Raw genomic sequence first — 22,573 nt, 5'->3', positions numbered from 1 at the left:
ACATTCGTTCCCTGGATCACGCGAGAGGCTTATAACCGCAGCTCAGGCGGCAAGCCTGTCCATCGCAACTCCGCCGGCAGATGCGACAGATCGTTGAAGAGCAGCACCCGAGGCGGGCCACCGGCCGGATAGCGGATCACCGTGAGCCCGGTGTTCGCCGAGTTCATCGCGTCGAAGCGGGCGGCCGGCGCGGCAAGTGCTTCCCGCACGAACCAGCCCACCTGAAAATTGTGCGTGATCAACAACTCCGGAGACGCGGACGCCGGCGCCGTGAACTTGGCGATCATCGCGGCCATCGCGGCCAGGTCGTCCGGCGGGATCCGGTCGTTCAGCTCGGCAGCCTCACGCACCGGCGTACCGGGCAGGTGTGCGGCCACTGTCGTCGCGGTCCGCACCGCCCGGGCCTTCGGGCTGTGGCTGATCGCGGCGAACGGCACACCCGCCAGCCGGGCACCGAGGTGATCAGCCTGCTGGCGGCCGGTCTCGCTCAGATCGTTCTGGTCGGGTGTGGCCTCACCGTGCCGCACTATCCACAGTTCCCGGGCGCTCATCGCCTCACGATGGCAGGAGCAGCCCGGCCGAACACCGCCCGCGTCGCAACCGCGACACCGATCAGGTCAGGCCTCCCGGTCAGGTCAGGCCTCCCGATCAGGTCAGGCCTCCCGATCAGGTCAGGCCTCCCGATCAGGTCAGGCCTCCCGATCAGGTCGGGCTGACCGGGTTCGGCAGGGCGCCACCGAAGCGCCGATCCCGCTGAGCGTAAAGCTCACACGCGTACCAAAGATGGCGGCGATCGAAATCAGGCCAAAGCGTGTCCAGATAGATCATCTCCGCATAGGCCGACTGCCAGAGAAGGAAGTTCGACGTACGCTGCTCGCCGGAGGGGCGCAGGAACATGTCCACCTCCGGAACCTCCGGGTGGTAGAGGTACTTCGCGATCGTCTTCTCGTTGACCTTGTCGGCCTTGAGCTTGCCGGCCGCCACGTCGCGGGCGATCGCCGCTGCCGCGTCCGCGATCTCGGCCTGGCCGCCGTAGTTCACGCAGAACTGGAGGGTGAGCGTCTTGTTGTTCCGGCTCATCTCCTCGGCGGTCTGCAGCTCGGAGATCACGCTTTTCCACAGCCGGCCGGCACGGCCCGACCAGACCACCCGGACGCCCAGGTCGACGAGTTGGTTGCGGCGGCGGCGGATCACATCGCGGTTGAAGCCCATCAGGAAGCGCACCTCCTCGGGCGAGCGTTTCCAGTTCTCGGTGGAGAACGCATACGCCGAGAGGTAGGGGATGCCCAGCTCGATGGCGCCCTCGATGGTGTCGAAGAGCGAATACTCCCCCTGCTCGTGCCCCTTGGTGCGAGACAGCCCCCGCTCCTTGGCCCAGCGGCCGTTGCCGTCCATCACGATCGCCACGTGGCGCGGGATCGCGGCGGAGGGCAACTGGGGCGGCCGGGCACCGGAGATGTGCGGGGTGGGCGGGCGCGGCGTCAAGGGTTCAACTCCCGTCGATCGACAAGCGGCAGCGAGCGCAGCGCGCGCTCCATGTGCCATTGCAGGTGGGCGGCGACCAGGCCGCTGCACTCCCGGCGCACCGAGGGCGCCGTGGCGTCGGCGATCGCCCAGTCGCCGGTGGTCAATGCATTCATCAACCCGAGGGTGTCCGGGCTGGGATGGGCGGCGCCGGGTGGGCGGCAGTCAGGACAAACAGCACCACCAGCCGGTACGGCGAACGCCGCATGCCGCCCGGGAGTGCCACAGACCGCGCACTCGGTGATCGCGGGCGCCCAGCCGGCGAAGGCCATCGCCCGCAACAGGTAGGCGTCGAGCACCAGGCTCCCCGCGTGCTCCCCGACCGAGAGGGCCTTGAACGCGCCGAGGGTGAGCTGGAAGAGCCGCAGTGCGGGCTCCCGCTCGACGGGGGTGAGCCGCTCGGCGGTCTCGCAGATCGCGCTGGCCGCCGTGTATCTCGGATAGTCGGTGAGGAAGCTCTTGCCGAACAGCGTGAGGGCCTCGACCTGGCTGACCGAGTGCAGCGAGCTGCCCACCCCCTCGGGGGAGCCGGCGAGCTGCAGGTCGATGTGGCCGAACGGCTCCAGCCGGGCACCGAAGCGGGACGTGGTGCGGCGGACCCCGCGGGCGACCGCGCGCAGGCGACCGTGCCGGCGGGTCAGCAGGGTGACGATCCGGTCGCTCTCGCCGAGTTTCTGGACGCGCAGGACCACCGCGTCGTCGCGGTAGAGCTGGCGTCGGTATCCGGCGGGCACCCTGTCATTCTGCCCGGTGCCTACGACATACCCTGACCCGGATCTCAGGGTCGGCTCCGGGACGGGACCCATGGTGCCCGGAGAGGGTACCCAAATAGCGTCAGGCCATGAACCGAAGAGTTGCCGTTACCCTCGCCGCCGCCTCGGTGATCACCCTGGCCGGCTGCGACGGTGTGGTGGGCGCCAAGATGACCTTCGACGACACCGAGAAGGCAAAGGTCACCGACATCGTGCTGACCGGTGGCGCCGCCGACGTGATGGTGACGACAAGCACTGCCACGGAGACCCGGATCAAGCGGGAGATCCGCGGCTCGACCGACCCCGGCCCGTCGTACGAGCTGTCCGGCTCGATCCTGACGCTGTCCACCGACTGCGGTCGCGACTGCTACATCTCGTACCAGATCGAGGCGCCCGCCGGGGTGACCGTCCGCGGCGAGCTGGGCTCCGGTGACATCCTGCTGGAGCGCGTCGGCCCCGTCGACCTGAAGCTGACCTCAGGGGATGTCGGGGTGCAGAGCGCCACCGGCCCGGTGAAGGTCAAGACGACCTCCGGGGACCTCCTGGTGACCGGCGCCCCCGAGGCGACCCTGGAGGTCACCTCGGGCGACCTCACCGCGCAGGACATCGCCGGCCCGATCACGGCCCACGCCACCTCGGGCGACATGTTGCTCGGCATCACCGAGCCCGCCTCCGTGACGGCCTCGGTGAGCAGCGGCGACATGGAGGTGAACGTGCCCGCCGGCGACTACAAGGTCCGCACCGACACCCTCAGCGGCGACGAGTTCGTGGACCAGGGCATCTCGGTGGACCCGAAGGCAACCAACTCCCTCGACCTGCGTGCCCGCAGCGGCGATCTCACCGTAATGGCGCGCTAGAGACGGGATGGCGCGCTAGAAACGAGATGTCGCGCTAGAGCTGGAAACGAGCGAGCCGGACGGGGCCGAAGCGGGGGAAACCACCGAGGGCGCCGCCGGGACCGGAACCCTCCGGCCCGGCAGCAGCACGGGCCGCCGTCCGGAAGCCAGGTCCTCCACCCAGCCCACCGCGGCGATCACCACTCCGAGCAGCAGGACGACCACCACAGCCCGCCATCCGATCCCGGCCACGCCGCGGACCGGAAGCCCGGCACGCTCCCCGATCTGGGTCACCGCCACGATCAGCGGCACGTGCCAGAGATAGATGGTGAGCGCTCGCGAGTTCAGCACGGTGAGTACCCGGTGTTCCCGCACCATCGGCGAGAACGCCAGCGCGACCAGGATGAACGCCGCCGACCAGAGGGCGTTGCCGAGTGGGATGTCGTTGAGGTCGTACCCGCGCGGGCCGGGATTGCTGAGCACCCAGACCGCGGCCGGCACCGCCAGGCCCGCCGCGATGCCGAGCAGCCACCTGCGGCCGAGCCGGTCCAGGTGACCGTCGTGGTGTGCGAAGCCGAGCAGCCACGCCCCGCCGTACAGGGCGAGGTCGCGGGCCACGGCGGGCACCGCGATGTCGCCGAGTTCGAGGACCGCCAGAGCCAGGTACGGCGCGAGCACGGTGGCGAGCGGGAACCGCCGGAACACCGGTAGCGCCAGCGGCGAGAGCAGCACCAGCCAGAGGAAGTCCCGCAGGTACCAGGCGTGGCTCAGCGCCTGCATCCACCAGCCGGTGGCCTCCGGGTCGACGATCGGGAAGCCCCAGAGCAGCAGGCCGGAATCCCACGGTGTGCCGGCGATCAGCATCGCCGGCACCGCGATCAGGGCGATCACCCAGAGGGACGGCAGCAGGCGGCGCAGGCGGCGCTCGACCGCCCACACCCCGAACCGGTCCAGCGAGGCCACCATCAGCGAGCCTGCCAGCGCGAACATCACCGACATCGCCGGAAAGACCACCGTGAGCGCCGCCCACCCGGTGAGGTGATAGATCACCACTCGGACGGTCGCGACGGCGCGCAGGAGATCCAGGTACCGGTTTCGCATGGCCAAAGGTGTTACCCGTGGCCGACCGAAAAGCGCAAACTCCGGTGAACTATCCCATAGTCAGGCTATGTCCATGTTTAAATCTAAAAACCCAGCTTACGCAGCTGCTTCGGGTCGCGCTGCCACTCCTTGGCGACACGAACATGAAGGTCCAGATAAACCTTCGTACCCAACAGCTCCGCGATCTCCGCCCGGGCGCGCGTGCCGACATCCTTGAGCCGCGCACCACGGGTCCCGATCACGATCGACTTCTGGCTGTCGCGCTCCACGTACAGATCGGCGTAGATCTTGGTGAGGTTGCCCTCGACCATCATCTCCTCGACGAGCACCGCGATCGAGTGCGGAAGCTCATCGCGCACACCCTCCAGCGCCGCCTCCCGGATCAGCTCCGCGATCAGCACCTGCTCGGGCTCGTCGGTCAGGACGTCGTCCGGGTAGAGCTGCGGCGACTCCGGCAGATACTTGACCATCACATCGGTCAGAATCTCCACCTGATGCCCGGAGACCGCACTGACCGGGACGATCTCGGCGAAGTCGTACAGCTCGGCGACCGCCAGCAGCCGCTCGGTCAGGGTGGCCGGATCAACCAGGTCGACCTTGGTCACCACAGCGATCACCTTGGCCTTGAGCTCGCTGACCTCCGTCGAAATGAACCGGTCGCCGCGCCCCACCGGCTCGTCCGCCGGGAAGCACACCCCGATCACGTCGACCTCGCTCCACGTTTCCCTGACCAGGTCGTTGAGCCGCTCACCGAGCAGCGTCCGCGGCCGGTGCAGACCCGGCGTGTCGACCAGCACCAGCTGCGAATCCGGGCGGTGCAGAATGCCGCGAATCACGTGCCGGGTGGTCTGCGGCTTACTCGACGTGATCGCGATCTTCTGACCGACAATCGCATTCGTCAGCGTGGATTTGCCAGCATTCGGCCGCCCGACAAAACAGGCAAAACCAGCACGATAAACCCCGTCGGCCGCCTTATCGGAACGCGCGGCCTTGTGCCGATGGACCTTGGAGGAAAACTGCTTTCCGGTACGGGAGACCGACTGTTCCGCGGCCGGACGTGTCCGTTCCCGGGGCTTACCGGAGGCGGCCCGTTCCGCCCCGGTCCCGCCACGACGCGCGGGACGATCCCCTTGGCTCCCGAAGCGGTTCCCCTGGCCACCGGAAGCGCCGCCCTGAGTGCCCGAGCGGCCGGGCTGACCGCCGCTGCCCTGAGTGCCAGAGCGGCTGGACTGGCCGCCGCTGCGCTGGTCCGCGCCCTGATCCGCGGCACGCCGGGCCGCACGTCGCTCCTGGCGGCGCAGCTCGTTGCGCTCCCCCGCCGTCAGCCGGCGCTCCCCGCCCGAACCCTGCGCTCCACCCGAAACCTGCGCTCCACCGGAACCTTGCGTCTTGCCCGAACCCTGCGCCCGGCCCGAGCCCTGCGGCCTACCCGAACCTTGCGGCCTACCCGAGCCCTGCGGCCTGCCCGAACCCTGCGCGTTTCGCTCCTGGGCCATCAGTTGACCGTGCCGAGCAGTGCGCCGTTCGGGCCGGCCACGTGGATCGGCGCGTCGGCAGCCAGATCACGCACCGCAGCGTGGCCTGCTCCGTCGAGCGTCGACGCCTCGGTCACCACCGCGGCTGCCTCCAGGCGGGTCGCGCCCGACGACGCCGCCTGCGCCACCGCGAGCTGCAACGCCGTCACCGCGAGGCTGGGCAGCGTCACGGTCGCCGCGGCGTAGGTGCGGCCGTCCTGGTCGCGTACCGCTGCGCCCTCGACCGCACCCACCCGGGCGCGCGAGCTGCGCGCCAGGGTGACCAGTTTGGCGTCCTCGGCGCTCAACGCGGCACCGTCCGCGCTCGGGACGGTCGCGGCGGCGAAGGTCTGCTCAGGCATCTGCGGGTTGTCTTTCCTCGTTCTCGGCAACGTTGTCATCAGTCTGTTCGTCGGCCCCCGGTTCCGGGCGCACCCGGCGCACCAGCACCGAGTCGATCCGGTTCCGCCGGCCTGATGCGCCCTCGGCGGTCAGGTGCAAGCCACCCACCTCCGCGTTGGCGCCGGGAATCGGCACCCGGCCCAGGGTCTGCGCGAGCAGGCCACCGACCGTCTCCACCTCGTCGGCGGGCAGCTCCACGCCGAACACCTCACCCAGGTCCTCGATCGGGAGCCGCGCCGCGACCCGGACCGCGCCGTCGTCGAGGTGCTCGATCGGCGGGCGCTCCACGTCATACTCGTCGGTGATCTCCCCGACGATCTCCTCGAGGATGTCCTCGATCGTCACCAGGCCGGCCGTGCCACCGTACTCGTCGACGACGATCACCAGATGATTGCGGGCCGCCTGCATCTCCGACAGCAGGTCGTCGACGGGCTTGGACTCCGGCACGAACGTCGCCGGGCGCATCGCCTCGGCCACCGCCTGCGCGGCCGCCGCCGGATCCCCGTTCTGCGTCCGCCGGATGACATCCTTCAGATAGAGCACGCCCAGCACGTCGTCGACGCTCTCGCCGATCACCGGAATACGGGAGAAGCCCGACCGCAGGAAGAGGAACAGCGCCTGCTGGAGCGTTTTCGGCGCCTCGATCCACACCATCTCGGTACGCGGGACCATCACCTCACGGGCGATCGTGTCCCCCAGCGCGAACACCGAGTGGATCATCTCGCGCTCACCGTGCTCGACGACGCCACGCTGCTCGGCCAGGTCGACCAGTTCACGCAACTCCACCTGGCTGCCGAACGGGCCCTCCGGGAACCCCTTACCGGGAGTCACCGCGTTACCGATGAGGATCAGCAGGCTCGCGAGCGGGTTCAGCACCTTGCCCAGCCAGCGGACCAGCGGGGCGGTGGCGCAACCGACCGCGTACGCGTGCTGGCGCCCCACCGTCCGCGGGGCGACCCCCACGACGACGAAGCTCACCAGCGTCATCGCGCCGGCGGCGACAAGCGCGGCCCGCCAGCCGACCCCCCAGGTGTCCACGGCCACGAGAGCGACAAGCGTGGTCGCGGTCAGCTCACAGAGCAGTCGCAGGAGCAGCAGCAGGTTGACGTGCCGGACGACGTCGGAGGCGACCGCGGCCAGGGCACCGGCACCCCGCTGGCCATCGCGGGCGAGTTCCGCGGCCCGCGCCGGCGAAACGGTGGCCAGAGCTGCGTCGGTCATCGATGCGAGCCCCGCCAGCAGCACCAGCAGGACAGCGACGATGATCAGTTGAGCGTCGGGGAGACCGGTGGAGACCGGCGCTGCCGCGAGCGTCGTACTCAGATCCGGCAGGCCGGCCGAGACCGGTGCTGCCGCGATCGTTCTCAGGTCCGGCAGGCCGGTCATGGTGGTCAGCGTCAGGAGATGGGCGGGGTCCATGGTTAGCCGGCCTTGCGACTGGCACGCCAGCTCTGCAGAAGCTTGTTCTGCAGAGCGAACATCTCCCGCTCCTCGTCCGGCTCGGCATGGTCGTAGCCGAGCAGGTGCAGGGCGCCGTGCACGGTGAGCAGGTGCAGCTCGTCCGCCGCCGCGTGGCCGGCGGCGGCGGCCTGTTTCGCCGCCACCTCCGGAGCCAGCACGATGTCACCGAGCAGAGCCGGCTCACCGGCGCCCGACTCACCCGGCCCGTGATCGACGCTGCCCTCGTCCATCGGGAAGGCCAGCACGTCGGTCGGACCGTCGCCGCCCATCCATCGATGGTTCAGCTCGGCCATGTAGTCGATGTCGACGAGCAGGATCGACAGCTCGGCGAGCGGGTTGACCCCCATCTCGTCAAGCGCGTGCCGGGCAACCGCGAGGATCGCGTCGGTGTCGACCTCGACTCCCGACTCGTTGGCGATCTCGATGGACATAGTGGCGCGATTACCCCTTGCGACTAGCGCCGACGACCCTGCGACCGGCCACCACTGGCGGCCCGCCCCGGCACGGCGTGAACGGATTGTGCTGCCTGTTGCTCCTGCACGGCGTCGAACCGCGCATACGCGTCGACGATCTCCGCGACCAGCCGGTGCCGCACCACGTCGGAGCTGGTCAGCTCCGAGAAGTGCACATCCTCCACGTCGCGCAGGATCTCCCGCACCACCTTCAGACCGCTGGAGGTGCCGCCGGGCAGGTCGACCTGGGTGACGTCACCGGTCACCACGATCTTCGCCCCGAACCCGAGACGGGTCAGGAACATCTTCATCTGCTCGGGCGTGGTGTTCTGCGCCTCGTCCAGGATGATGAAGGCGTCGTTGAGGGTGCGCCCGCGCATGTAGGCCAGCGGCGCGACCTCGATCGTGCCGGCGGCCATCAGGCGCGGGATGGACTCCGGGTCGAGCATGTCGTGCAGGGCGTCGTAGAGCGGCCGCAGATACGGGTCGATCTTCTCGGTCAGCGAGCCGGGCAGGAAGCCCAGCCGCTCACCAGCCTCGACCGCCGGCCGGGTCAGGATGATCCGGCTGATCTGCTTGGCCTGCAGCGCCTGCACCGCCTTGGCCATGGCGAGATACGTCTTACCGGTACCGGCGGGGCCGATACCGAAAACGATCGTGTTCTCGTCGATGGCGTCGACGTAGCGTTTCTGCCCCAGCGTTTTGGGCCGGATGGTGCGCCCGCGCCGGGACAGAATGTTGAGGGTGAGCACCTCGGCGGGGCGCTCGGTCGTGTTGGCCTCGAGCATCGCGAGGGTGCGGCGGACCGCGTCGACGCTGAGCGTCTCACCCTTCTCGATGAGCTCGATCAACTCGGAGAAGAGCCGCTCAGCGGTGGCGTTCTCGGCGGGCTCACCGGTGATGGTGATCTCGTTGCCGCGAACGTGCACATCGCTGTCGAGCGACCGCTCGATCAGGCGGAGGATCTCGTCCTTGGCGCCGAGCAGGTTCACCATGATCTTCGGGTCACTCACCGAGATCTTGGTCTGCGCCCGCACCGGGCTGGACGAGCCAGTGCTGGAAGGGTTCGGCGTACCGGTCATAGGGCGGCCCTGAGGGCCTCCGCCACCTGCTCTCTTTCTCTGCGTCGTCCCAGTCGGGGCGGCGTGCTCAAGGATCGTGCCATCCTATCCGCTCGGGCGCCCGCCCGCCGATGCCATTATCGCCGTCTTCCCCCGCGGATCACCCACGGGAGCCGGTCCGCCCCGTCGCGCTCCCGGCGACGTCCCGCTGCCGCGCCCCGTCGCTGTCTCGCCGCCCGCCCCGGAGTGCCGCCCTGCCGCTGCGCTCTGCGCTGCCCCGCCGCCCGCGCCGCGCCCTGCCGCCTCCCCAAGCCGCCGTCCCGCCGAGGGAGCGGCCCGCAGCGGCAGTAGGCGCACATTCAACTTGTCCGTGTGCGTCTGGATGGCCCAGGGGCCATGCCAGGTCGCACGCAACCTCAATGTGCGCGCCTGCTGCTGTCAGCGAGCCCGATCATGCTCGCAGCCGCGAGCACAATTGCGACGACAAGCGCGAACGGAAGCCCGGCGGTGAAGAGAGGGGCGCTTCACGCGTACCGCTGCATTTGTCGGAAACAGGGACCACGACGGGGGGTGACCGGCCGATGAAGCCGGTGCGGAGCACGAACGCGAGCGGGACCGAGCGGCAAGGAGCACGATGTGGGGGTGATCGGTCAGACGGGCTCGGGGCCCGCGGAAGCGGGACCGCCGTCGAAGCCTTCCTGCAGGCGGGTGAAGCGGTAGGTGGCCCAGTGCATCCGGATCACAGTTCCGCTCTCGTCGCGGGTGAGGCGCAGCAGCTCGCCGGCTTCCCGGCCGGAGACCGTGCGGAGCACGTCGGGTTGATCCTCGAGTTCCTCGAAGATCGCCGGAGGGCGGTCGCCGGGCGCTTCGGCGACTCTGGCCTGGAGTTTCCCGTCGTGCCAGCCGAAGACGAACTCGGAACCCTCACTCCACCAGCGGCCGAGCGCGGAGCGGTACCCGGCCGGGGCCGGCGGGGACGCGCGCCACGGCCTGATCTCGGCGGGGTCGAGTTCGGTGGCGAGGCGGAGGAGCTCGTGGACGAGTTCGTTGGTCTGGCCGGCGGTGCCCGAGGAGCCGAGGACGGCACAGCCGAGTGCGCCGGGGTTGCCGTCGCCGCCACGCCGGCCGTAAACGCCGGCGAGGAAACCGGGCATCGCGCCGTCGTGGCCGACATGGGTCACCCGTTTGCCATCCGGTACGAGGATCAGGCCGAGGCCGAAGCCGGCGGCCCAGAGGGACTCGTCGGTGGTGGTGACCGGCCAGCGCATCTCGTCGACGGTGGCGGCGGAGAGGACCCGGCCGCGCGGGTCGACGGCCTGCGGGTCGGCCAGGAAGGCGGCCCATTTCGCCATGTCGGCGGCGGTGCTCCAGAGCTGGGCGGCGGGGGCGACGCCGGCCAGGTCGACCGGGGGTTCCGGGCGGGCGGCGTCGGAGTAGGCGTCGACCAGGTATCCGACGACTGCCTCGGGCGGCGTCTCGGCGGTGGTGGACCGCAGGCCCAGCGGGGTGAGGATCCGTTCGGTGACGATCCGGTCCCAGGTGCCGCCGCGGAGCTTGGCGACGAGCTGGCCGAGGACGGCGAGACCGAGGTTGGAGTAATGGAACCGGCGGGCGTTGGGCAGGACCCGTTCGGCGCGGTCGAGTTCGGCGATCATCCGGGCGGCGTCCGGGGTGATCAGGGTGTCCCAGACGTCACCGTGCGGTTCGCGCTGGAAACCCGCGGTGTGCGAGAGGAGCCGGCGGATCGTGGCGTCACCGTGTGCGGGCATGTCGAGGTACGCGGAAACCGGCGCGTCCAGCTCGAGCAGCCCCTCGTCGCGGGCCTGGAGGACGAGGACCGCCGTGAACGTCTTGGTGACCGAGCCGATCCGGAAGCGGCTGCCCGTATCGAGCGGGTGGGCCGGGTTGCCGGACGTGCCGACGGTGAAGACCCACGGGTCGCGGTCGGCGCGGTGCAGGGCGACCGAGAGGGCGGGGATGCGCCCGTCGGCCTGCGCCTTGCGGGCGGCGCGCTCGTATCGGGCGACGGCCCCCGTCATCGGCCCGCCAGCATCGGGCCGAGCGGTGCTCCGCCGACCACGTGCGCGTGGACGTGGAAGACCTCCTGGCCGCCGTGCGCCCCGGTGTTGAAGATCACCCGGAAGCCGTCCTTGAGTCCTTCGAGTTCGGCGACCTGTGCGGCGGCGGCGAGCACGTCGGCCGCGGCGGACGGATCACCGGCGAGGGCGGCGACGTCAGCGTGGTGTGCCAGCGGAATCACCAGTACGTGGGTGGGTGCCTTCGGGTCGATGTCGCGGAAGGCCAGGGTCGTCTCGGTCCGGTGTACGACGGTCGCCGGGATCTCGCCGGCCACGATGCGGCAGAAGAGGCAGGAGTTTTCCACCTGTCGGATCTTAGGTGTTGCAGATTGAATGGTCGGCGGATCCTCGTACCTGATTGTGGGAGCGCTCTCATGACTGATTTAGATCACTTTCTCCAGCAACTGACCCTTGAGGAGAAGGTGTCCCTGCTGACCGGACAGGACTTCTGGTCACTGCCGGCCATCCCCCGGATCGGCCTGCGGTCGCTCGTCATGTCCGACGGTCCGGTCGGCGTACGCGGCACGGGCTACACCCCGGACGACCCGTCCGTGGCGCTGCCGAGTCCCACCGCCCTGGCCGCCACCTGGGACGTCGCACTGGCCGAGCGGGCTGGGCGGCTGCTCGGGCAGGAGTCGCGGCGCAAGGGTGTCCACCTGCTGCTCGGGCCCACGGTGAACCTGCACCGCACCCCGCTCGGCGGCCGGCACTTCGAGTGCTACTCCGAGGACCCGCTGCTCACCGGGGAGATTGCGGTGGGCTTCGTGGCCGGTGTCCAGGCACACGGTGTCGGCACCACGGTGAAGCACCTGGTGGGCAACGACTTCGAGACCGACCGGATGACCGTGGACGTCCGCATCCCGGAACGTGCCCTCCGTGAGCTGTACCTGGCACCGTTCGAACGCGTCACCCAGGCCGGCGGGTGGGGCGTGATGAGCGCGTACAACGGTGTCAACGGGTCGACGATGTCCGCAAACGGTCGCATCCAGGACGAGATCTTGAAGCGGGAGTGGGGCTTCGACGGGATCGTCGTGTCGGACTGGCGGGCCGCACGGGACACGGTGGCGGCAGCACTGGGCGGGCTCGACATCGCGATGCCGGCCATGGACAACCCGTGGGGGCCGAAGCTCGTCGAGGCGGTCCGGTCCGGAGCCGTGGCGGAAGAGCTGATCGACGACAAGGTGCGGCGGGTGTTGCTGCTGGCCGCGCGTACCGGGGCGCTGGAGGGCTTCCCGGCAGCGGAGACGCCGCTCGACGAGGACGGTGTTGCGGTCGCGCACGAGGTGGCGGTCCGGTCGTTCGTGCTGGCCCGCAACGTGGGCGAGACGCTGCCCCTGGACGCGGGATCGCTGACCCGGGTCGCGGTGATCGGTGCGCTGGCCACCGACGCCCGGGTGCTCGGTGGGGGAAGTGCGCAGGTCACCCCGCAGCACGTCATCTCGCCCCTGGACGGGATCCGGCGGGCGCTGCCGGGTGTCGACGTGGCGTACACGATCGGCGCCGACCCGCGCCCGTTCCTGCCCCCCGCGCAGGGCCCGCAGTGGGCGCCCTTCAGGTTCCGGCTGGAGGAGCACGAGTTCGGCGTGGAGACCGCGACGGTCCGCTGGATCGGCGACCTGCCCGGCAGCCTGGACGTCGCACACGTCACCAGCCTCGAACTGCACACCGAACTCACCCCGTCGGCCGGCGGCGAGCACACCCTCGCGATCTCCGGGTTCGGTGCGTTCGAGCTGGTCGTCGGTGGCGAGACGCTCTACGAGGGCTCGCTGCACCCGCCGGGCACCGGACGGGCCGACCTGCTGCTGCACCCGAGGGAGAAGCGGTTCACGCTGACCCTGCCGGCCGGCGTACCCGTACCGGTGGTGCTGCGGCAGACCTTCGAGCCCGGCATGGCGCACTCGGTGTCCACCACACTGGGTCACCGGCCGCCCGGCCCGGACGAGGAGGGGCTGATCGCCGAGGCCGTCGAGCTGGCCGCTCGCTCGGACGTGGCGGTGGTCGTGGTTGGCACCACCGAACAGGTCGAGTCCGAAGGCTTCGACCGAGCGTCACTGGCTCTGCCGGGACGGCAGGACGAGTTGGTGGCACGGGTGGCGGCGGCCAATCCGCGGACCATCGTGGTGGTCAACGCGGGCTCGCCGGTGCTGCTGCCGTGGACCGAGGAAGCCGGTGCGGTACTGCTCACGTGGTTCCCCGGGCAGGAGGCGGGCGCCGCGCTGGCCGACGTGCTCACCGGGGTCGCCGAGCCGGGCGGGCGGCTGCCCACCACCTGGCCGCGCCGCGAGGAGGACTGCCCCGTTCTGGGGGTGCGGCCCTCGGGCGGCGCGCTCGGTTACGACGAGGACGTCTTCATCGGATACCGCGGGTGGTTGCGCTCCGGGGTGACGCCGCTGTTCGCGTTCGGTCACGGTCAGGGCTACACCACTTGGCGGTACGACACACTGACAGTCACCGAGAGTTCCGCGACGGTGACGCTGACCAACACGGGCGAGCGTACGGGGCGTGAGGTGGTGCAGGTGTACCTGTCCGCCGCATCGGACTCCGCGCAGCGACCGGAACGCTGGCTCGCCGGATTCGCCTCGGTGACAGCTCAGCCCGGTCAGACCGTGACCGTGGAGATTCCGCTACCGGAGCGGGCCTTCCAAATCTGGGACGACGGCTGGCGTACGGTCGCCGGCTCCTACACGGTGACCGCCGCCCACGCCCTCGACGACTCCCGCCTCACCGCCGACCTAACCCTCGGCTGACGAACACCCCGCTCAGGGCGTGGTCATCGATCACGCCCTGAGCACGTCACCAGCGGCCCAGGCGGGTCGCCAGGACAGCGAGACCGGCCACACCCGCAGTGGAGGTACGCAGAACCGCGCTGCCCAGCCGCACCGGCACTGCGCCGGCCTCCCGGAAGACCTCCAGCTCAGCGTCACTGATGCCACCCTCCGGCCCGACAACCAGAGCGATCTCCCCGGAATCCGGCAGAGACGCCGCGGCGAGCCGCTCGGTCGCCTCCTCATGCAGCACGAACGCGGCCGCCGCACCGGCCAGCCGCGCCGCCACCTGTTTCGTCGAGCAGTCCGGTTCCCCGGCGACCACCGGCAGCCAGGACCGCCGGGCCTGCTTGGCAGCCTCCCGCGCGGTCGCCGCCCACTTGTCCCGGGCCTTCACGCCGCGATCACCGCGCCACTGCGCCACCGAACGGGACGCCGCCCACGGCACGATCTCGTCCACGCCGACCTCGGTCATCGCCTGAACGGCCAGCTCGCCCCGGTCACCCTTCGCGATGCCCTGCACCACAACCAGCCGCGGATCGGCGGCAGGCTCCTCGGCGATGCTCAGCACCATCAGGTCGACGCTCCCCCGCCCGACCGCGGTCACCTCCGCCCGCGCCGTGCCACCCCGGCCATCGGCGAGGATCAACGCCTCTCCGGTACGCAGCCGCTGCACCGTGGCCGCGTGATGCCCTTCCGGCCCGTCCAGCGTGTACGACGACCCGGTAGGCAAGCTCTCAACCAAAAACAGCGGCGCAGACACCCCGCAACGCTACCCACCCAGCCACCTCAGCTGGCCACCAGAGGGCCTCTCCAAACCCAAAGACCCCACTCAAGGCCAGCCGACCGACCCAGCTGGCCACCAGAGGGCCTCTCCGAGCCAAAAGACCCCACTCAAGGCCAGCCGACCGACCCAGCTGGCCACCAGAGGGCCTTTCCAAGCCCAAAGACCCCGCTCAGGGCCAGCCGCGGTGGGGCGGCTCGGTTGAGGGGGCACGCGAAAGGGGGTTTGGGGTGAGCGGGACCGCTTACGCAGGTCGCCGGGTGGGGGTGAGTGGTTTGGACGCGCCAGCGGCCAGCTCGCCGCCGCGCGGTCCTCGGCGGGAGCAGCGATCTGCACCCACCACCCGGCTACGACACCCTGCTTTTGATCTTGAGACGACGAAGACGGAAGCCGGTGCAAGAACGGCAGCAGGGACGGGGCGGCGACGCGGATGGAGCGCGGCCGAAAGGGACGCCCGCTGCTGGGGCGCGGTTAGTGGCCGTTGAAAGCGTCTCGCATGCGGCTGAAGAACCCACCTTGCTTGCTCAGTTCGGCCACATCCTCGCCGCGGGTTTTGGCGAAGTCGCGCAGCATGCGTTCCTGGTCGACGGTGAGTTTGGTCGGTGTCTTGACGTCGAGGTGCACAAAAAGGTCTCCACGCCCCTGACCACGCAGATGGGGCACGCCCTTGGTGCGGATCCGCAGCGTGCTCGCCGGCTGCGTGCCCGCTTTGACCTCGATGTTCTCTTCGCCGTCGAGCGTTTTGATGGTCATGCGGGTGCCGAGGGCCGCCGCCGTCATCGGGAGGGTGACCCGGCAGTGGAGATCGTCGCCCTTGCGGGAGTAGACGTCGTGCGGGCGTTCGTGGATTTCGACGTAGAGGTCGCCCGCGGTGCCGCCGCCGGGGCCGACCTCGCCCTGCTGGGCCAGGCGGATGCGCATGCCGTCCTCGACGCCCGCCGGGATCTTCACGGTGAGTGAGCGTCGGGTGCGGATGCGGCCGTCGCCGGCGCAGGTGGGGCAGGGGGTGGGGATGACGGTGCCATGGCCCTGGCAGTTCTGGCAGGGGCGCGAGGAGACGACCTGGCCGAGGAAGGTGCGCTGGACCGACTGGACCTCGCCGCGGCCGGCGCAGACCTCGCAGGTGGCCAGATGAGTGCCGGGGGCGGTGCCGGCGCCTGAGCACTGGGTGCAGAGGACCGCGGTGTCGACGGTGATCGGCGCCTCGACGCCGAACGCGGTTTCCACCAGGTCGAGTTCGAGGCGCAGGATGGCGTCGGCGCCGGGGCGGGTGCGCGGGCGGGGGCCTCGCGAGCCGCCGCCGGCAGCGGTGCCGAAGAACGCGTCCATGATGTCTTGGAAGCCGACGAACGGGCCGGCGCCGCCGGGGCCGCCAGGCGCGCCGCCGCCGGGCGCTAGGGGGTCACCGCCCAGGTCGACGATCTGCCGCTTCTGGTCGTCGGAGAGGACCTCGTACGCCGCGTTGATCTCTTTGAACTTCTCGTGCGCCTCGGGGTCCGGATTGATGTCCGGGTGGTACTGCCGAGCCAGTTTGCGGTAGGCGCGCTTGATCTCGTCGTCGGTGGCTTCCCGGCTCACGCCGAGAATTCCGTAGTAGTCCTTGGCCACGGGGTTTGGAGTCCTCAATGTCTGCGCGAATCCGTCAATTCTGTGCCAACAGGTCGCCAACGTACCGCGCGACTGCACGAACGGTAGCGATGGTGCCCGGGTAGTCCATGCGGGTGGGGCCGAGCACGCCGAGCCCACCAACGATCGTCGCACCCGGTCCGTAACCGCTGCTGACCACGGACACCGGCAGGTTGTCGATCTGGTTCTCGTCGCCGATCCGGACCCGGGTGGTGCTGGGTTCCAGGTCGCCGATGAGTTTGAGCAGGATGACCTCTTCCTCGAGGGCTTCGAGGACGGGGCGCAGCGTGCCCTGGAAGTCCAGCACACCGCCGCGTGTCAAGTTGGCCGTACCGGCGAGTGCCAGCCGTTCCTCGCTGCGCTCGACAAGTGTCTCCAGCAGCACGGAGGCGAGGCAGGCCATGTCGCCGCGGCGCTCGGGCGCGGACTCCTCGACCAGTTTCTGCACCAGCAGCGGCGTGTCGGCGAGCTTCTGACCTGCGAGTTTCTCGTTGCACTTGCGGCGCAGCTCCCACACGTCGCCGGGCTCGACGGGCGCCGGCATCTCCACCAGGCGCTGCTCGACCCGGCCGGTGTCGGTGATCATCACGAGCGTCAGCCGGGTCGTGGAGATCGGCACGAGTTCCAGATGGCGAACAGAAGAGCGGGACAACGACGGGTATTGGACGACGGCGACCTGGCGGGTCAGCTGTGCCAGAAGCCGGACAGTGCGGTGCACCACATCGTCGAGGTCGACCACGCCGACCATGAAGCGCTCGATCGCGCGGCGCTCGGCCGGGCTGAGCGGCTTGATCCTGGTCAGGCGGTCGACGAAGAGGCGGTAGCCGGCGTCGGTGGGCACCCGCCCCGCACTGGTGTGCGGCTGCCGGATGTAGCCCTCCTCCTCGAGCACCGCCATGTCGTTGCGGACGGTGGCCGAGGAGACGCCGAGCTGGTGACGCTCGACGAGGGCTTTGCTGCCGACCGGCTCACGGGTCTCGACGTAGTCCTCGACGATGGCCCGGAGCACTTCGAGCTTGCGGTCATCCAGACTCATGTGACGACCCCTCCCTCTGCTCTTACCGGGCTGGCACTCCCGCGGACAGAGTGCCAGTCTACGTCGCCGTTCGCGGCAGCGCGATGATCGAAAGTACGGATCTGCTCGTCACAGCACGTCACGGATGACCGCGTCGGCCAGCAGACGGCCGCGCAGGGTCAGCACGAGCCGCTCGTCGTCGTAGGCGCCGGGGTCGAGCAGCCCGTCCGCCAGCGCCCGCGCGGCACCGGTCGCGTCCACCCGGTCCAGCGGAATTCCCTTCCGCAGGCGCACCCGGAGCATCACGTCCTCCATGTGCCGATCCTCGCTTGTCAGCAGCTCTCGGGCGTGTCCGGGAGATTCATTCAAGGCAAGGCGTTTCGCGTACGCCGACGGATGCTTGACGTTCCACCAGCGCACCCCGCCCACGTGGCTGTGCGCGCCCGGACCCAGACCCCACCAGTCGGCACCCGTCCAATACAGCTCGTTGTGCCGGCACTCCCCACCGGGTCTCGCCCAGTTGGAAACCTCGTACCAGCTCATTCCCGCCCCAGTCAGGGCCTGGTCAGCGGCCAGATAACGATCGGCGGCCACGTCGTCGGAGGGGTAGGGCAGCTCGCCACGGCGCATCCGGGCGGCCATCCGCGTCCCGTCCTCGACGATCAGCGCGTAGGCACTGACGTGGTCCACCCCGGCCTCGATCACCTTGTCGAGTGACCTGGCGAAATCGTCGGCGGTCTCACCGGGGGTGCCGTAGATGAGGTCGAGGTTGACGTGCTCGAAGCCGGCCTCGCGGGCCTCGACGGCGGCCTGTGGCGCTCGTCCCGCCGTGTGTTTGCGGTCGAGGAAGCGCAGCACGTTCTCCGAGGCGGATTGCATGCCCAGCGAGATCCGGGTGTAGCCGGCGGCTCTCAGCTTCGTCAGGTAGGAGATGTCCACTGATTCCGGATTCGCCTCGGTGGTCACCTCCGCGCCTGGCGCCAGCCCCCACGTGCGATCGATGCCGTCGAGGATTTTCGCCAGGTCGCCGGCGTCGAGGAGGGTCGGAGTGCCCCCACCGACGAAGACGGTATCCACCTTTTCCGGATTGATGACTTTTGCCGCGAGGGCCAACTCCGCGAGAACGGCGTCCGCGTACTCCTCACGGCTTGCCCCACCGCCAAGCTCACCGGGCGTGTAGGTGTTGAAATCGCAGTACCCGCATCGGCTGGCACAGAACGGAACGTGGACATAGACCGCGAAACCATTCCTGCCCACGTGTCGGGTGGCTTCGTCGGGGAGCGAACCGTCGGAGGGGACGGGTTCGCCGTCGGGGAGTGCGCCGGCCATCGGTCAAGCGTAGTTAAGGTCTCGGCATGGATCTGGTCCGTACCGTCACCGCCGCCGGGGTGACCACCATGACGCTGGACAGCCCTGCGAACCGCAACGCGCTCTCCACCGCCCTCCTGCGGCAATTTCTCGAAGCCCTCGCTGCCGCGAGCGCCGACCCCGCCTCGCGGGTGATCGTTCTCTCACACGCCGGGCCGGTGTTCTGCTCCGGCGTCGACCTCAAGGAGACCGCTTCCGCCCGTCCCGGTGACAAACTTCCCGCCGAGATGCTCGCCGACGTACTGGCTGTGCTCTGGGAATTCCCCAAGCCGGTCGTTGCCCGCATCGGCGGTCCCGCGCGGGCAGGCGGTCTCGGCCTGATCGGCGCCGCCGACATCGCGGTCTGCACCCGGGCGGCGACGTTCGCGTTCACCGAGGTCCGGCTCGGCGTGATCCCCGCGGTGATCAGTTCGACGGTGCTGCCCAGGCTGGCGCCGCGTGCGGCGTCCGAGCTCTATCTGACCGGCGACGTCTTCGACGGGACGCGGGCGGCCGACATCGGCCTGGTCACGGCCGCGGTCGAGGACGAGGACCTGGATGCGACGGTGGAGGGCTTCTGCGCGTCGCTCACCCGCGGTGGCCCGCTGGCGCTTGCCGGGACAAAACAACTTCTTCGGCGTACGCGGAACGAGTCCATCCGTACCGAACTCGCGGAACTCGCCCAGCGGTCGGCGGGGTACTTCAAATCGGCGGAGGGGCGCGAAGGGGTGGCCGCCGCCAGGGAGAAGCGGGACCCGTCCTGGATTCCGTCCGCTTGATCGACTCCTGCCGTCGGGCTTGATCGACTTCCGCTGGCACGCTTGATCGTCTTCCGCTGGCACGCTTGATCGTCATCCGCTGGCACGCTTGATCGTCATCCGCTGGCACGCTTGATCGTCTTCCGCTGGCACGCTTGATCGATGGTGGGTGCGGTGCTTGATCGACTCTGTTGGGTGGCCGGACCCAGTCACGCCTGAGCGCGAGCGCTCGTTGATTAGGCTTGGCGTCCGGCGACCGGGCCGGCGGCTGGTTCCGCGATTCGTCGGCAGAGGAGGTGTGGGTGCGAGCGAAGCCGCTTGTGGGTGTGATCACCCTGCTCGCCCTCGTCGGTGTGATCGGCGTGGTCGTGCTGGTGAACAACCTGGCGGGCAACCTCAAACTGCCCCGTCTCGGGCCCGAGTGCACGGTCAGCGCCGACGGCGAGGTGACCCTCGACGCGGTGCAGATGGCCAACGCGGCGACGATCACCGCGGTGGGCGTCCGGCGCGGCATGCCCGAGCAGGCCGTGGTCGTCGCGCTGGCCACCGCCTTCCAGGAGTCCAAGCTGGAGAACCTCGACGACGGCGACCGTGACTCGGTCGGCCTCTTCCAGCAGCGTCCCAGCCAGGGCTGGGGCACGTTCGAGGAGATCAAGGACCCGAGGTACGCGGCGGGCAAGTTCTACGCGTCCCTGAAGAAGGTCAAGGGCTGGCAGAAGATGCGGGTCACCGACGCGGCTCAGAAGGTGCAGCGTTCCGCCTATCCGGAGGCGTACGAGAAGTGGGCCGACGAGTCCCGGGTCCTAGCCGCCGCGCTGACCGGCCGGGCCACCGGCGCGGTGGAGTGCACGGTCCGCGGCACACCGCAGCTGCGTGGTGCCGAGGCGGCCGCGGCCCTGCTGGAGAGCTTGAAACTGGACTGGGGGAAGAAGCTGCCGAGCGCCGCCGCGGCGGCTCGGGCGGCCGGCCTCACCGTTGACGTGACGAACGCGAACAACGGCTGGCGCTATGCGCACTGGCTGGTTTCGCACGCCTCGGCCACCGGTCTCGAACGGGTACGTTTCGGCGGCCTGGAGTGGCACGCGCCGGAGGGAAAGTGGCAGCCGGTTACGGACGGCAGCGGCGCGAATACGGTCCAGGTGGCGGCGGAGGTCTTCAGTTAGCGTGCGGCGGAATTATCGGTGACCAATGGTGAGGTTCCGGAGCGCGCTGAGCAGGTTGCGCTGCGTATATATCGACATGGACACTGCGCGGGAGCCCTGGTACTAAGTAGGGCGTGCTGCTGATGGCGATCGAATGGATCCTGCTGGGCGCGGGAAGTGTCATCGCCATCCTGTTCAGCGTCCACCGGCACCGCCCCCTCCGCAAGGCACCCTGGTTCCTGCTCGCCGGTTCGGTCGCCGCGATCGCCACCGGTGACGTGTTCTACGGCCTGGGCCGGATGGGCGTGGCGGACGCCTGCTACCTGACCATGTTCGGTCTGGTGGTGCTGAGCCTGCTCCAGTTCACCCGGGGCGGCGCACTGCTCGTCGACCGGGCGCGGCTGATCGACCTGTGCGCTGTCGCCTGCTCGACCCTGCTCGTGATCTGGGTCTTCGTGATCGGCACGGCCGGCCAGCTGGGCGAGGTCAACGCCGCCGACGTGATCGGCGGGCTGCTGCTGATCGGCGCCGCGGGCCGCCTGGTCGCCGCGGCGCCCCGCAACATCTCCGCGTTGCTGCTGCTCACCGGCGCCGTCGGGGTGCTGGCCGGCGACATCGCGTACCCACTGATGAGGAACGAGCTCACCGAGTCGGCGTACGCGGTGCTCTACGTCGCCTGGGGCCTGTCCGCCCTGCACCCCTCGATGGCCCGGCTCACCGAGCCGCGCACCCCGGCCGAGCCGAGCCCGTGGAAGTTCCGCTGGAACGTGCTGCTGGCCGCCTCGGCTGTCACTCCGCCGGTGGTGCTGCTGGTCGAGGCGATCAACGGCGGGGTCGAGGTCCGCGACGGCATGCTCATCGCCGTCACCACCGCGATGACCATGCTGCTCACCATCACCCGGCTCGCCGACGCGATCCATCTGCACAGCCAGGCGCTGACCCGCGAGCGCGGCCTGCGTACAGCGAACACCGCCCTCGTCGCGGCCGCCGACCCGCCCGCGGTCGAGGCGGCGGTCCACGCGGCAGTCGCCCGGCTGCTGCCGCCGAACACGGTTCGCCGTGTGTTCCTCGCCACTGACGACGGCCAGCTCGAGCGGGAGAAGCTTCCGGTGACCCCGGCCGGCTCGGAATCGCGCAGCTGGTGGGCATCCGCCGGCGACCCGGACGACCGCACCCTGATCTGCCCGCTCCGGCTGGACCCCCTCGCCGTCGCCCGCCCGAGCGGCGGTGCACTGATCCTCACCGGTCGCCGGGACGCGCTCGTCAGCTGCCGCGGCTCCCTCGAGGTGCTGGCCGGCGAGGCCGCCCTCGCCCTGGACCGGATCACCCTGGTCGAGGCGATCGGCCGCCGGGACAGCGACAACTACCTGCGTACGGTCATCCCGAACAGCGCTCAGGCCATGGCGGTCATCGACTCGGACCAGCGCATCCGCTACGCCAGCCCGGCGCTGCGGCGCCTGCTGGGCACCGACGAGCTGCCACCGCTGGCGGCACTCGACGACTGGGTCCATCCGGACGACCGGAATCGGGTACGGCGTGCGCTGACGGACCTGGGCGACGGGACCGTGCACTGCGCTCTGCAGCGCCCGGACCAGACTCAGGTGCTCGTCGAGATCACGTACCGGGATCTGCGCGAGGACCGCCTGGTTCAGGGTCTCGTGGTGACCATGCGGGACGTCACCAGCCGGCGGGATCCGTTCGAGATGGCGCCGCAGGAGTTCCTGGGCGAGCAGCCGGGCCAGATCAACCGCCGGAGCGCTCAGCACAAGTTCCGCTACTGAGCTCCAGCTCTTCCCCTACTCCCGCTCCAGGCGCTCGTTGCCGGGTGCTGGTTGCTGGGCGCTCGTTGCTGGGCGCTCGTTCCCGCCTGACCAATCCCGGTGCCTTTTCTTTTGTGCTTCACAGCTCCCCGGAAACGGCGAACGCCGGACCCTGGTGCGGGTCCGGCGTTTGCC

General features: G+C 69.8%; 19 protein-coding genes and 1 pseudogene. 5 read left to right on the top strand and 15 right to left on the bottom strand.

Annotation, left to right across the window (positions count from 1 at the left end; genetic code table 11):
* Positions 1 to 29: 29 nt before the first annotated feature.
* The 3 genes from ACFQV6_RS25950 to recO form a co-directional block, all read right to left on the bottom strand.
* On the bottom strand, positions 30 to 551 hold the full coding sequence (locus tag ACFQV6_RS25950; protein WP_378030191.1) for a phosphoglycerate mutase family protein: 522 nt from the start codon (positions 549 to 551) through the stop codon (positions 30 to 32).
* Positions 552 to 702: 151 nt separating this feature from the next.
* Positions 703 to 1,485: an isoprenyl transferase gene (locus ACFQV6_RS25945; RefSeq protein ID WP_378030190.1), complete on the bottom strand. Its 783-nt coding sequence runs from the start codon at positions 1,483 to 1,485 to the stop codon at positions 703 to 705.
* A complete protein-coding gene (gene recO / locus ACFQV6_RS25940) occupies positions 1,482 to 2,258 on the bottom strand; it encodes a DNA repair protein RecO (protein WP_378030189.1) in 777 nt (258 codons plus the stop codon). Before recO ends, ACFQV6_RS25945 begins: the two co-directional genes overlap by 4 nt.
* Positions 2,259 to 2,365: 107 nt before the next feature.
* Here recO and ACFQV6_RS25935 point away from each other — a divergent pair, with 107 nt between their 5' ends.
* On the top strand, positions 2,366 to 3,133 hold the full coding sequence (locus ACFQV6_RS25935; RefSeq protein WP_378030188.1) for a DUF4097 family beta strand repeat-containing protein: 768 nt from the start codon (positions 2,366 to 2,368) through the stop codon (positions 3,131 to 3,133).
* A 15-nt stretch (positions 3,134 to 3,148) separates the two neighbouring features.
* Here the strand turns inward: ACFQV6_RS25935 and ACFQV6_RS25930 are convergent, their stop codons facing one another.
* The 8 genes and pseudogenes from ACFQV6_RS25930 to ACFQV6_RS25895 all read right to left on the bottom strand — a co-directional run bounded on the left by ACFQV6_RS25930 (position 3,149) and on the right by ACFQV6_RS25895 (position 11,486).
* Positions 3,149 to 4,213, bottom strand: a complete 1,065-nt coding sequence (locus ACFQV6_RS25930; protein ID WP_378030187.1) for an acyltransferase — start codon at positions 4,211 to 4,213, stop codon at positions 3,149 to 3,151.
* An 83-nt stretch (positions 4,214 to 4,296) separates the two neighbouring features.
* Positions 4,297 to 5,169: pseudogene (gene era, locus ACFQV6_RS25925) on the bottom strand (GTPase Era); the annotation flags it as partial.
* Between the two features lie 539 nt (positions 5,170 to 5,708).
* Positions 5,709 to 6,089, bottom strand: a complete 381-nt coding sequence (locus ACFQV6_RS25920) for a cytidine deaminase (protein WP_378030186.1) — start codon at positions 6,087 to 6,089, stop codon at positions 5,709 to 5,711.
* Entirely contained in the window at positions 6,082 to 7,488 is a 1,407-nt protein-coding gene (locus ACFQV6_RS25915; protein WP_378030281.1) for a hemolysin family protein, read from the bottom strand. The genes ACFQV6_RS25920 and ACFQV6_RS25915 overlap by 8 nt, the downstream gene beginning before the upstream one ends.
* A 62-nt stretch (positions 7,489 to 7,550) precedes the next feature.
* Complete coding sequence (ybeY, locus tag ACFQV6_RS25910; RefSeq protein WP_378030185.1) at positions 7,551 to 8,021, bottom strand: rRNA maturation RNase YbeY; 471 nt, start codon at positions 8,019 to 8,021, stop codon at positions 7,551 to 7,553.
* A gap of 23 nt (positions 8,022 to 8,044) precedes the next feature.
* Positions 8,045 to 9,124, bottom strand: a complete 1,080-nt coding sequence (locus tag ACFQV6_RS25905; RefSeq protein ID WP_378030184.1) for a PhoH family protein — start codon at positions 9,122 to 9,124, stop codon at positions 8,045 to 8,047.
* Between the two features lie 629 nt (positions 9,125 to 9,753).
* Positions 9,754 to 11,142, bottom strand: a complete 1,389-nt coding sequence (locus ACFQV6_RS25900) for a serine hydrolase domain-containing protein (protein WP_378030183.1) — start codon at positions 11,140 to 11,142, stop codon at positions 9,754 to 9,756.
* Positions 11,139 to 11,486 carry an HIT domain-containing protein gene (locus ACFQV6_RS25895; protein WP_378030182.1) on the bottom strand — a complete coding sequence of 116 codons (348 nt, stop codon included), beginning with the start codon at positions 11,484 to 11,486 and terminating at the stop codon, positions 11,139 to 11,141. Before ACFQV6_RS25895 ends, ACFQV6_RS25900 begins: the two co-directional genes overlap by 4 nt.
* Before the next feature lie 69 nt (positions 11,487 to 11,555).
* On the opposite strand from ACFQV6_RS25895, the gene ACFQV6_RS25890 reads away from it, so the two are divergent.
* Positions 11,556 to 13,928: a glycoside hydrolase family 3 protein gene (locus ACFQV6_RS25890; RefSeq protein ID WP_378030181.1), complete on the top strand. Its 2,373-nt coding sequence runs from the start codon at positions 11,556 to 11,558 to the stop codon at positions 13,926 to 13,928.
* Between the two features lie 46 nt (positions 13,929 to 13,974).
* Here ACFQV6_RS25890 and ACFQV6_RS25885 read toward each other — a convergent pair whose 3' ends face one another.
* The 4 genes from ACFQV6_RS25885 to hemW all read right to left on the bottom strand — a co-directional run bounded on the left by ACFQV6_RS25885 (position 13,975) and on the right by hemW (position 18,700).
* Positions 13,975 to 14,709, bottom strand: a complete 735-nt coding sequence (locus ACFQV6_RS25885; RefSeq protein ID WP_378030180.1) for a 16S rRNA (uracil(1498)-N(3))-methyltransferase — start codon at positions 14,707 to 14,709, stop codon at positions 13,975 to 13,977.
* 492 nt (positions 14,710 to 15,201) lie between these two features.
* On the bottom strand, positions 15,202 to 16,338 hold the full coding sequence (dnaJ, locus tag ACFQV6_RS25880) for a molecular chaperone DnaJ (protein ID WP_378030179.1): 1,137 nt from the start codon (positions 16,336 to 16,338) through the stop codon (positions 15,202 to 15,204).
* A 34-nt stretch (positions 16,339 to 16,372) separates the two neighbouring features.
* Positions 16,373 to 17,392 carry a heat-inducible transcriptional repressor HrcA gene (hrcA, locus tag ACFQV6_RS25875; protein ID WP_378030178.1) on the bottom strand — a complete coding sequence of 340 codons (1,020 nt, stop codon included), beginning with the start codon at positions 17,390 to 17,392 and terminating at the stop codon, positions 16,373 to 16,375.
* A 108-nt stretch (positions 17,393 to 17,500) separates the two neighbouring features.
* Positions 17,501 to 18,700, bottom strand: coding sequence for a radical SAM family heme chaperone HemW (gene hemW, locus ACFQV6_RS25870; protein ID WP_378030177.1), 1,200 nt, complete (start codon positions 18,698 to 18,700; stop codon positions 17,501 to 17,503).
* 26 nt (positions 18,701 to 18,726) lie between these two features.
* Between hemW and ACFQV6_RS25865 the strand changes: the two genes are divergently transcribed.
* From ACFQV6_RS25865 to ACFQV6_RS25855, 3 genes are all read left to right on the top strand, one after another.
* Positions 18,727 to 19,497, top strand: a complete 771-nt coding sequence (locus tag ACFQV6_RS25865; protein WP_378030176.1) for an enoyl-CoA hydratase-related protein — start codon at positions 18,727 to 18,729, stop codon at positions 19,495 to 19,497.
* Between the two features lie 275 nt (positions 19,498 to 19,772).
* Positions 19,773 to 20,639 (top strand): hypothetical protein, encoded by an 867-nt coding sequence (locus ACFQV6_RS25860; RefSeq protein ID WP_378030280.1) that lies wholly within the window; start codon positions 19,773 to 19,775, stop codon positions 20,637 to 20,639.
* Positions 20,640 to 20,761: 122 nt separating this feature from the next.
* On the top strand, positions 20,762 to 22,399 hold the full coding sequence (locus ACFQV6_RS25855; protein WP_378030175.1) for a PAS domain S-box protein: 1,638 nt from the start codon (positions 20,762 to 20,764) through the stop codon (positions 22,397 to 22,399).
* Positions 22,400 to 22,573: the final 174 nt, after the last annotated feature.

It is taken from the genome of Actinoplanes sp. GCM10030250, assembly GCF_042666575.1.
Classification (GTDB): domain Bacteria; phylum Actinomycetota; class Actinomycetes; order Mycobacteriales; family Micromonosporaceae; genus Actinoplanes.
The sequence above is the reverse complement of the archived record's forward strand: the minus strand, read 5'-3'. Positions and strand labels throughout refer to the sequence as shown.

Excerpts from the sequence above, each read along its gene's own strand:
- ybeY (WP_378030185.1), bottom strand. The coding sequence starts at position 8,021 with ATGTCCATCGAGATCGCCAACGAGTCGGGAGTCGAGGTCGACACCGAC.
- ACFQV6_RS25920 (WP_378030186.1), bottom strand. The coding sequence starts at position 6,089 with ATGCCTGAGCAGACCTTCGCCGCCGCGACCGTCCCGAGCGCGGACGGT.
- hemW (WP_378030177.1), bottom strand. The coding sequence starts at position 18,700 with ATGGCCGGCGCACTCCCCGACGGCGAACCCGTCCCCTCCGACGGTTCG.
- ACFQV6_RS25950 (WP_378030191.1), bottom strand. The coding sequence starts at position 551 with ATGAGCGCCCGGGAACTGTGGATAGTGCGGCACGGTGAGGCCACACCC.
- ACFQV6_RS25890 (WP_378030181.1), top strand. The coding sequence starts at position 11,556 with ATGACTGATTTAGATCACTTTCTCCAGCAACTGACCCTTGAGGAGAAG.
- ACFQV6_RS25900 (WP_378030183.1), bottom strand. The coding sequence starts at position 11,142 with ATGACGGGGGCCGTCGCCCGATACGAGCGCGCCGCCCGCAAGGCGCAG.
- ACFQV6_RS25935 (WP_378030188.1), top strand. The coding sequence starts at position 2,366 with ATGAACCGAAGAGTTGCCGTTACCCTCGCCGCCGCCTCGGTGATCACC.
- ACFQV6_RS25865 (WP_378030176.1), top strand. The coding sequence starts at position 18,727 with ATGGATCTGGTCCGTACCGTCACCGCCGCCGGGGTGACCACCATGACG.
- ACFQV6_RS25905 (WP_378030184.1), bottom strand. The coding sequence starts at position 9,124 with ATGACCGGTACGCCGAACCCTTCCAGCACTGGCTCGTCCAGCCCGGTG.
- hrcA (WP_378030178.1), bottom strand. The coding sequence starts at position 17,392 with ATGAGTCTGGATGACCGCAAGCTCGAAGTGCTCCGGGCCATCGTCGAG.
- ACFQV6_RS25855 (WP_378030175.1), top strand. The coding sequence starts at position 20,762 with ATGGCGATCGAATGGATCCTGCTGGGCGCGGGAAGTGTCATCGCCATC.
- ACFQV6_RS25930 (WP_378030187.1), bottom strand. The coding sequence starts at position 4,213 with ATGCGAAACCGGTACCTGGATCTCCTGCGCGCCGTCGCGACCGTCCGA.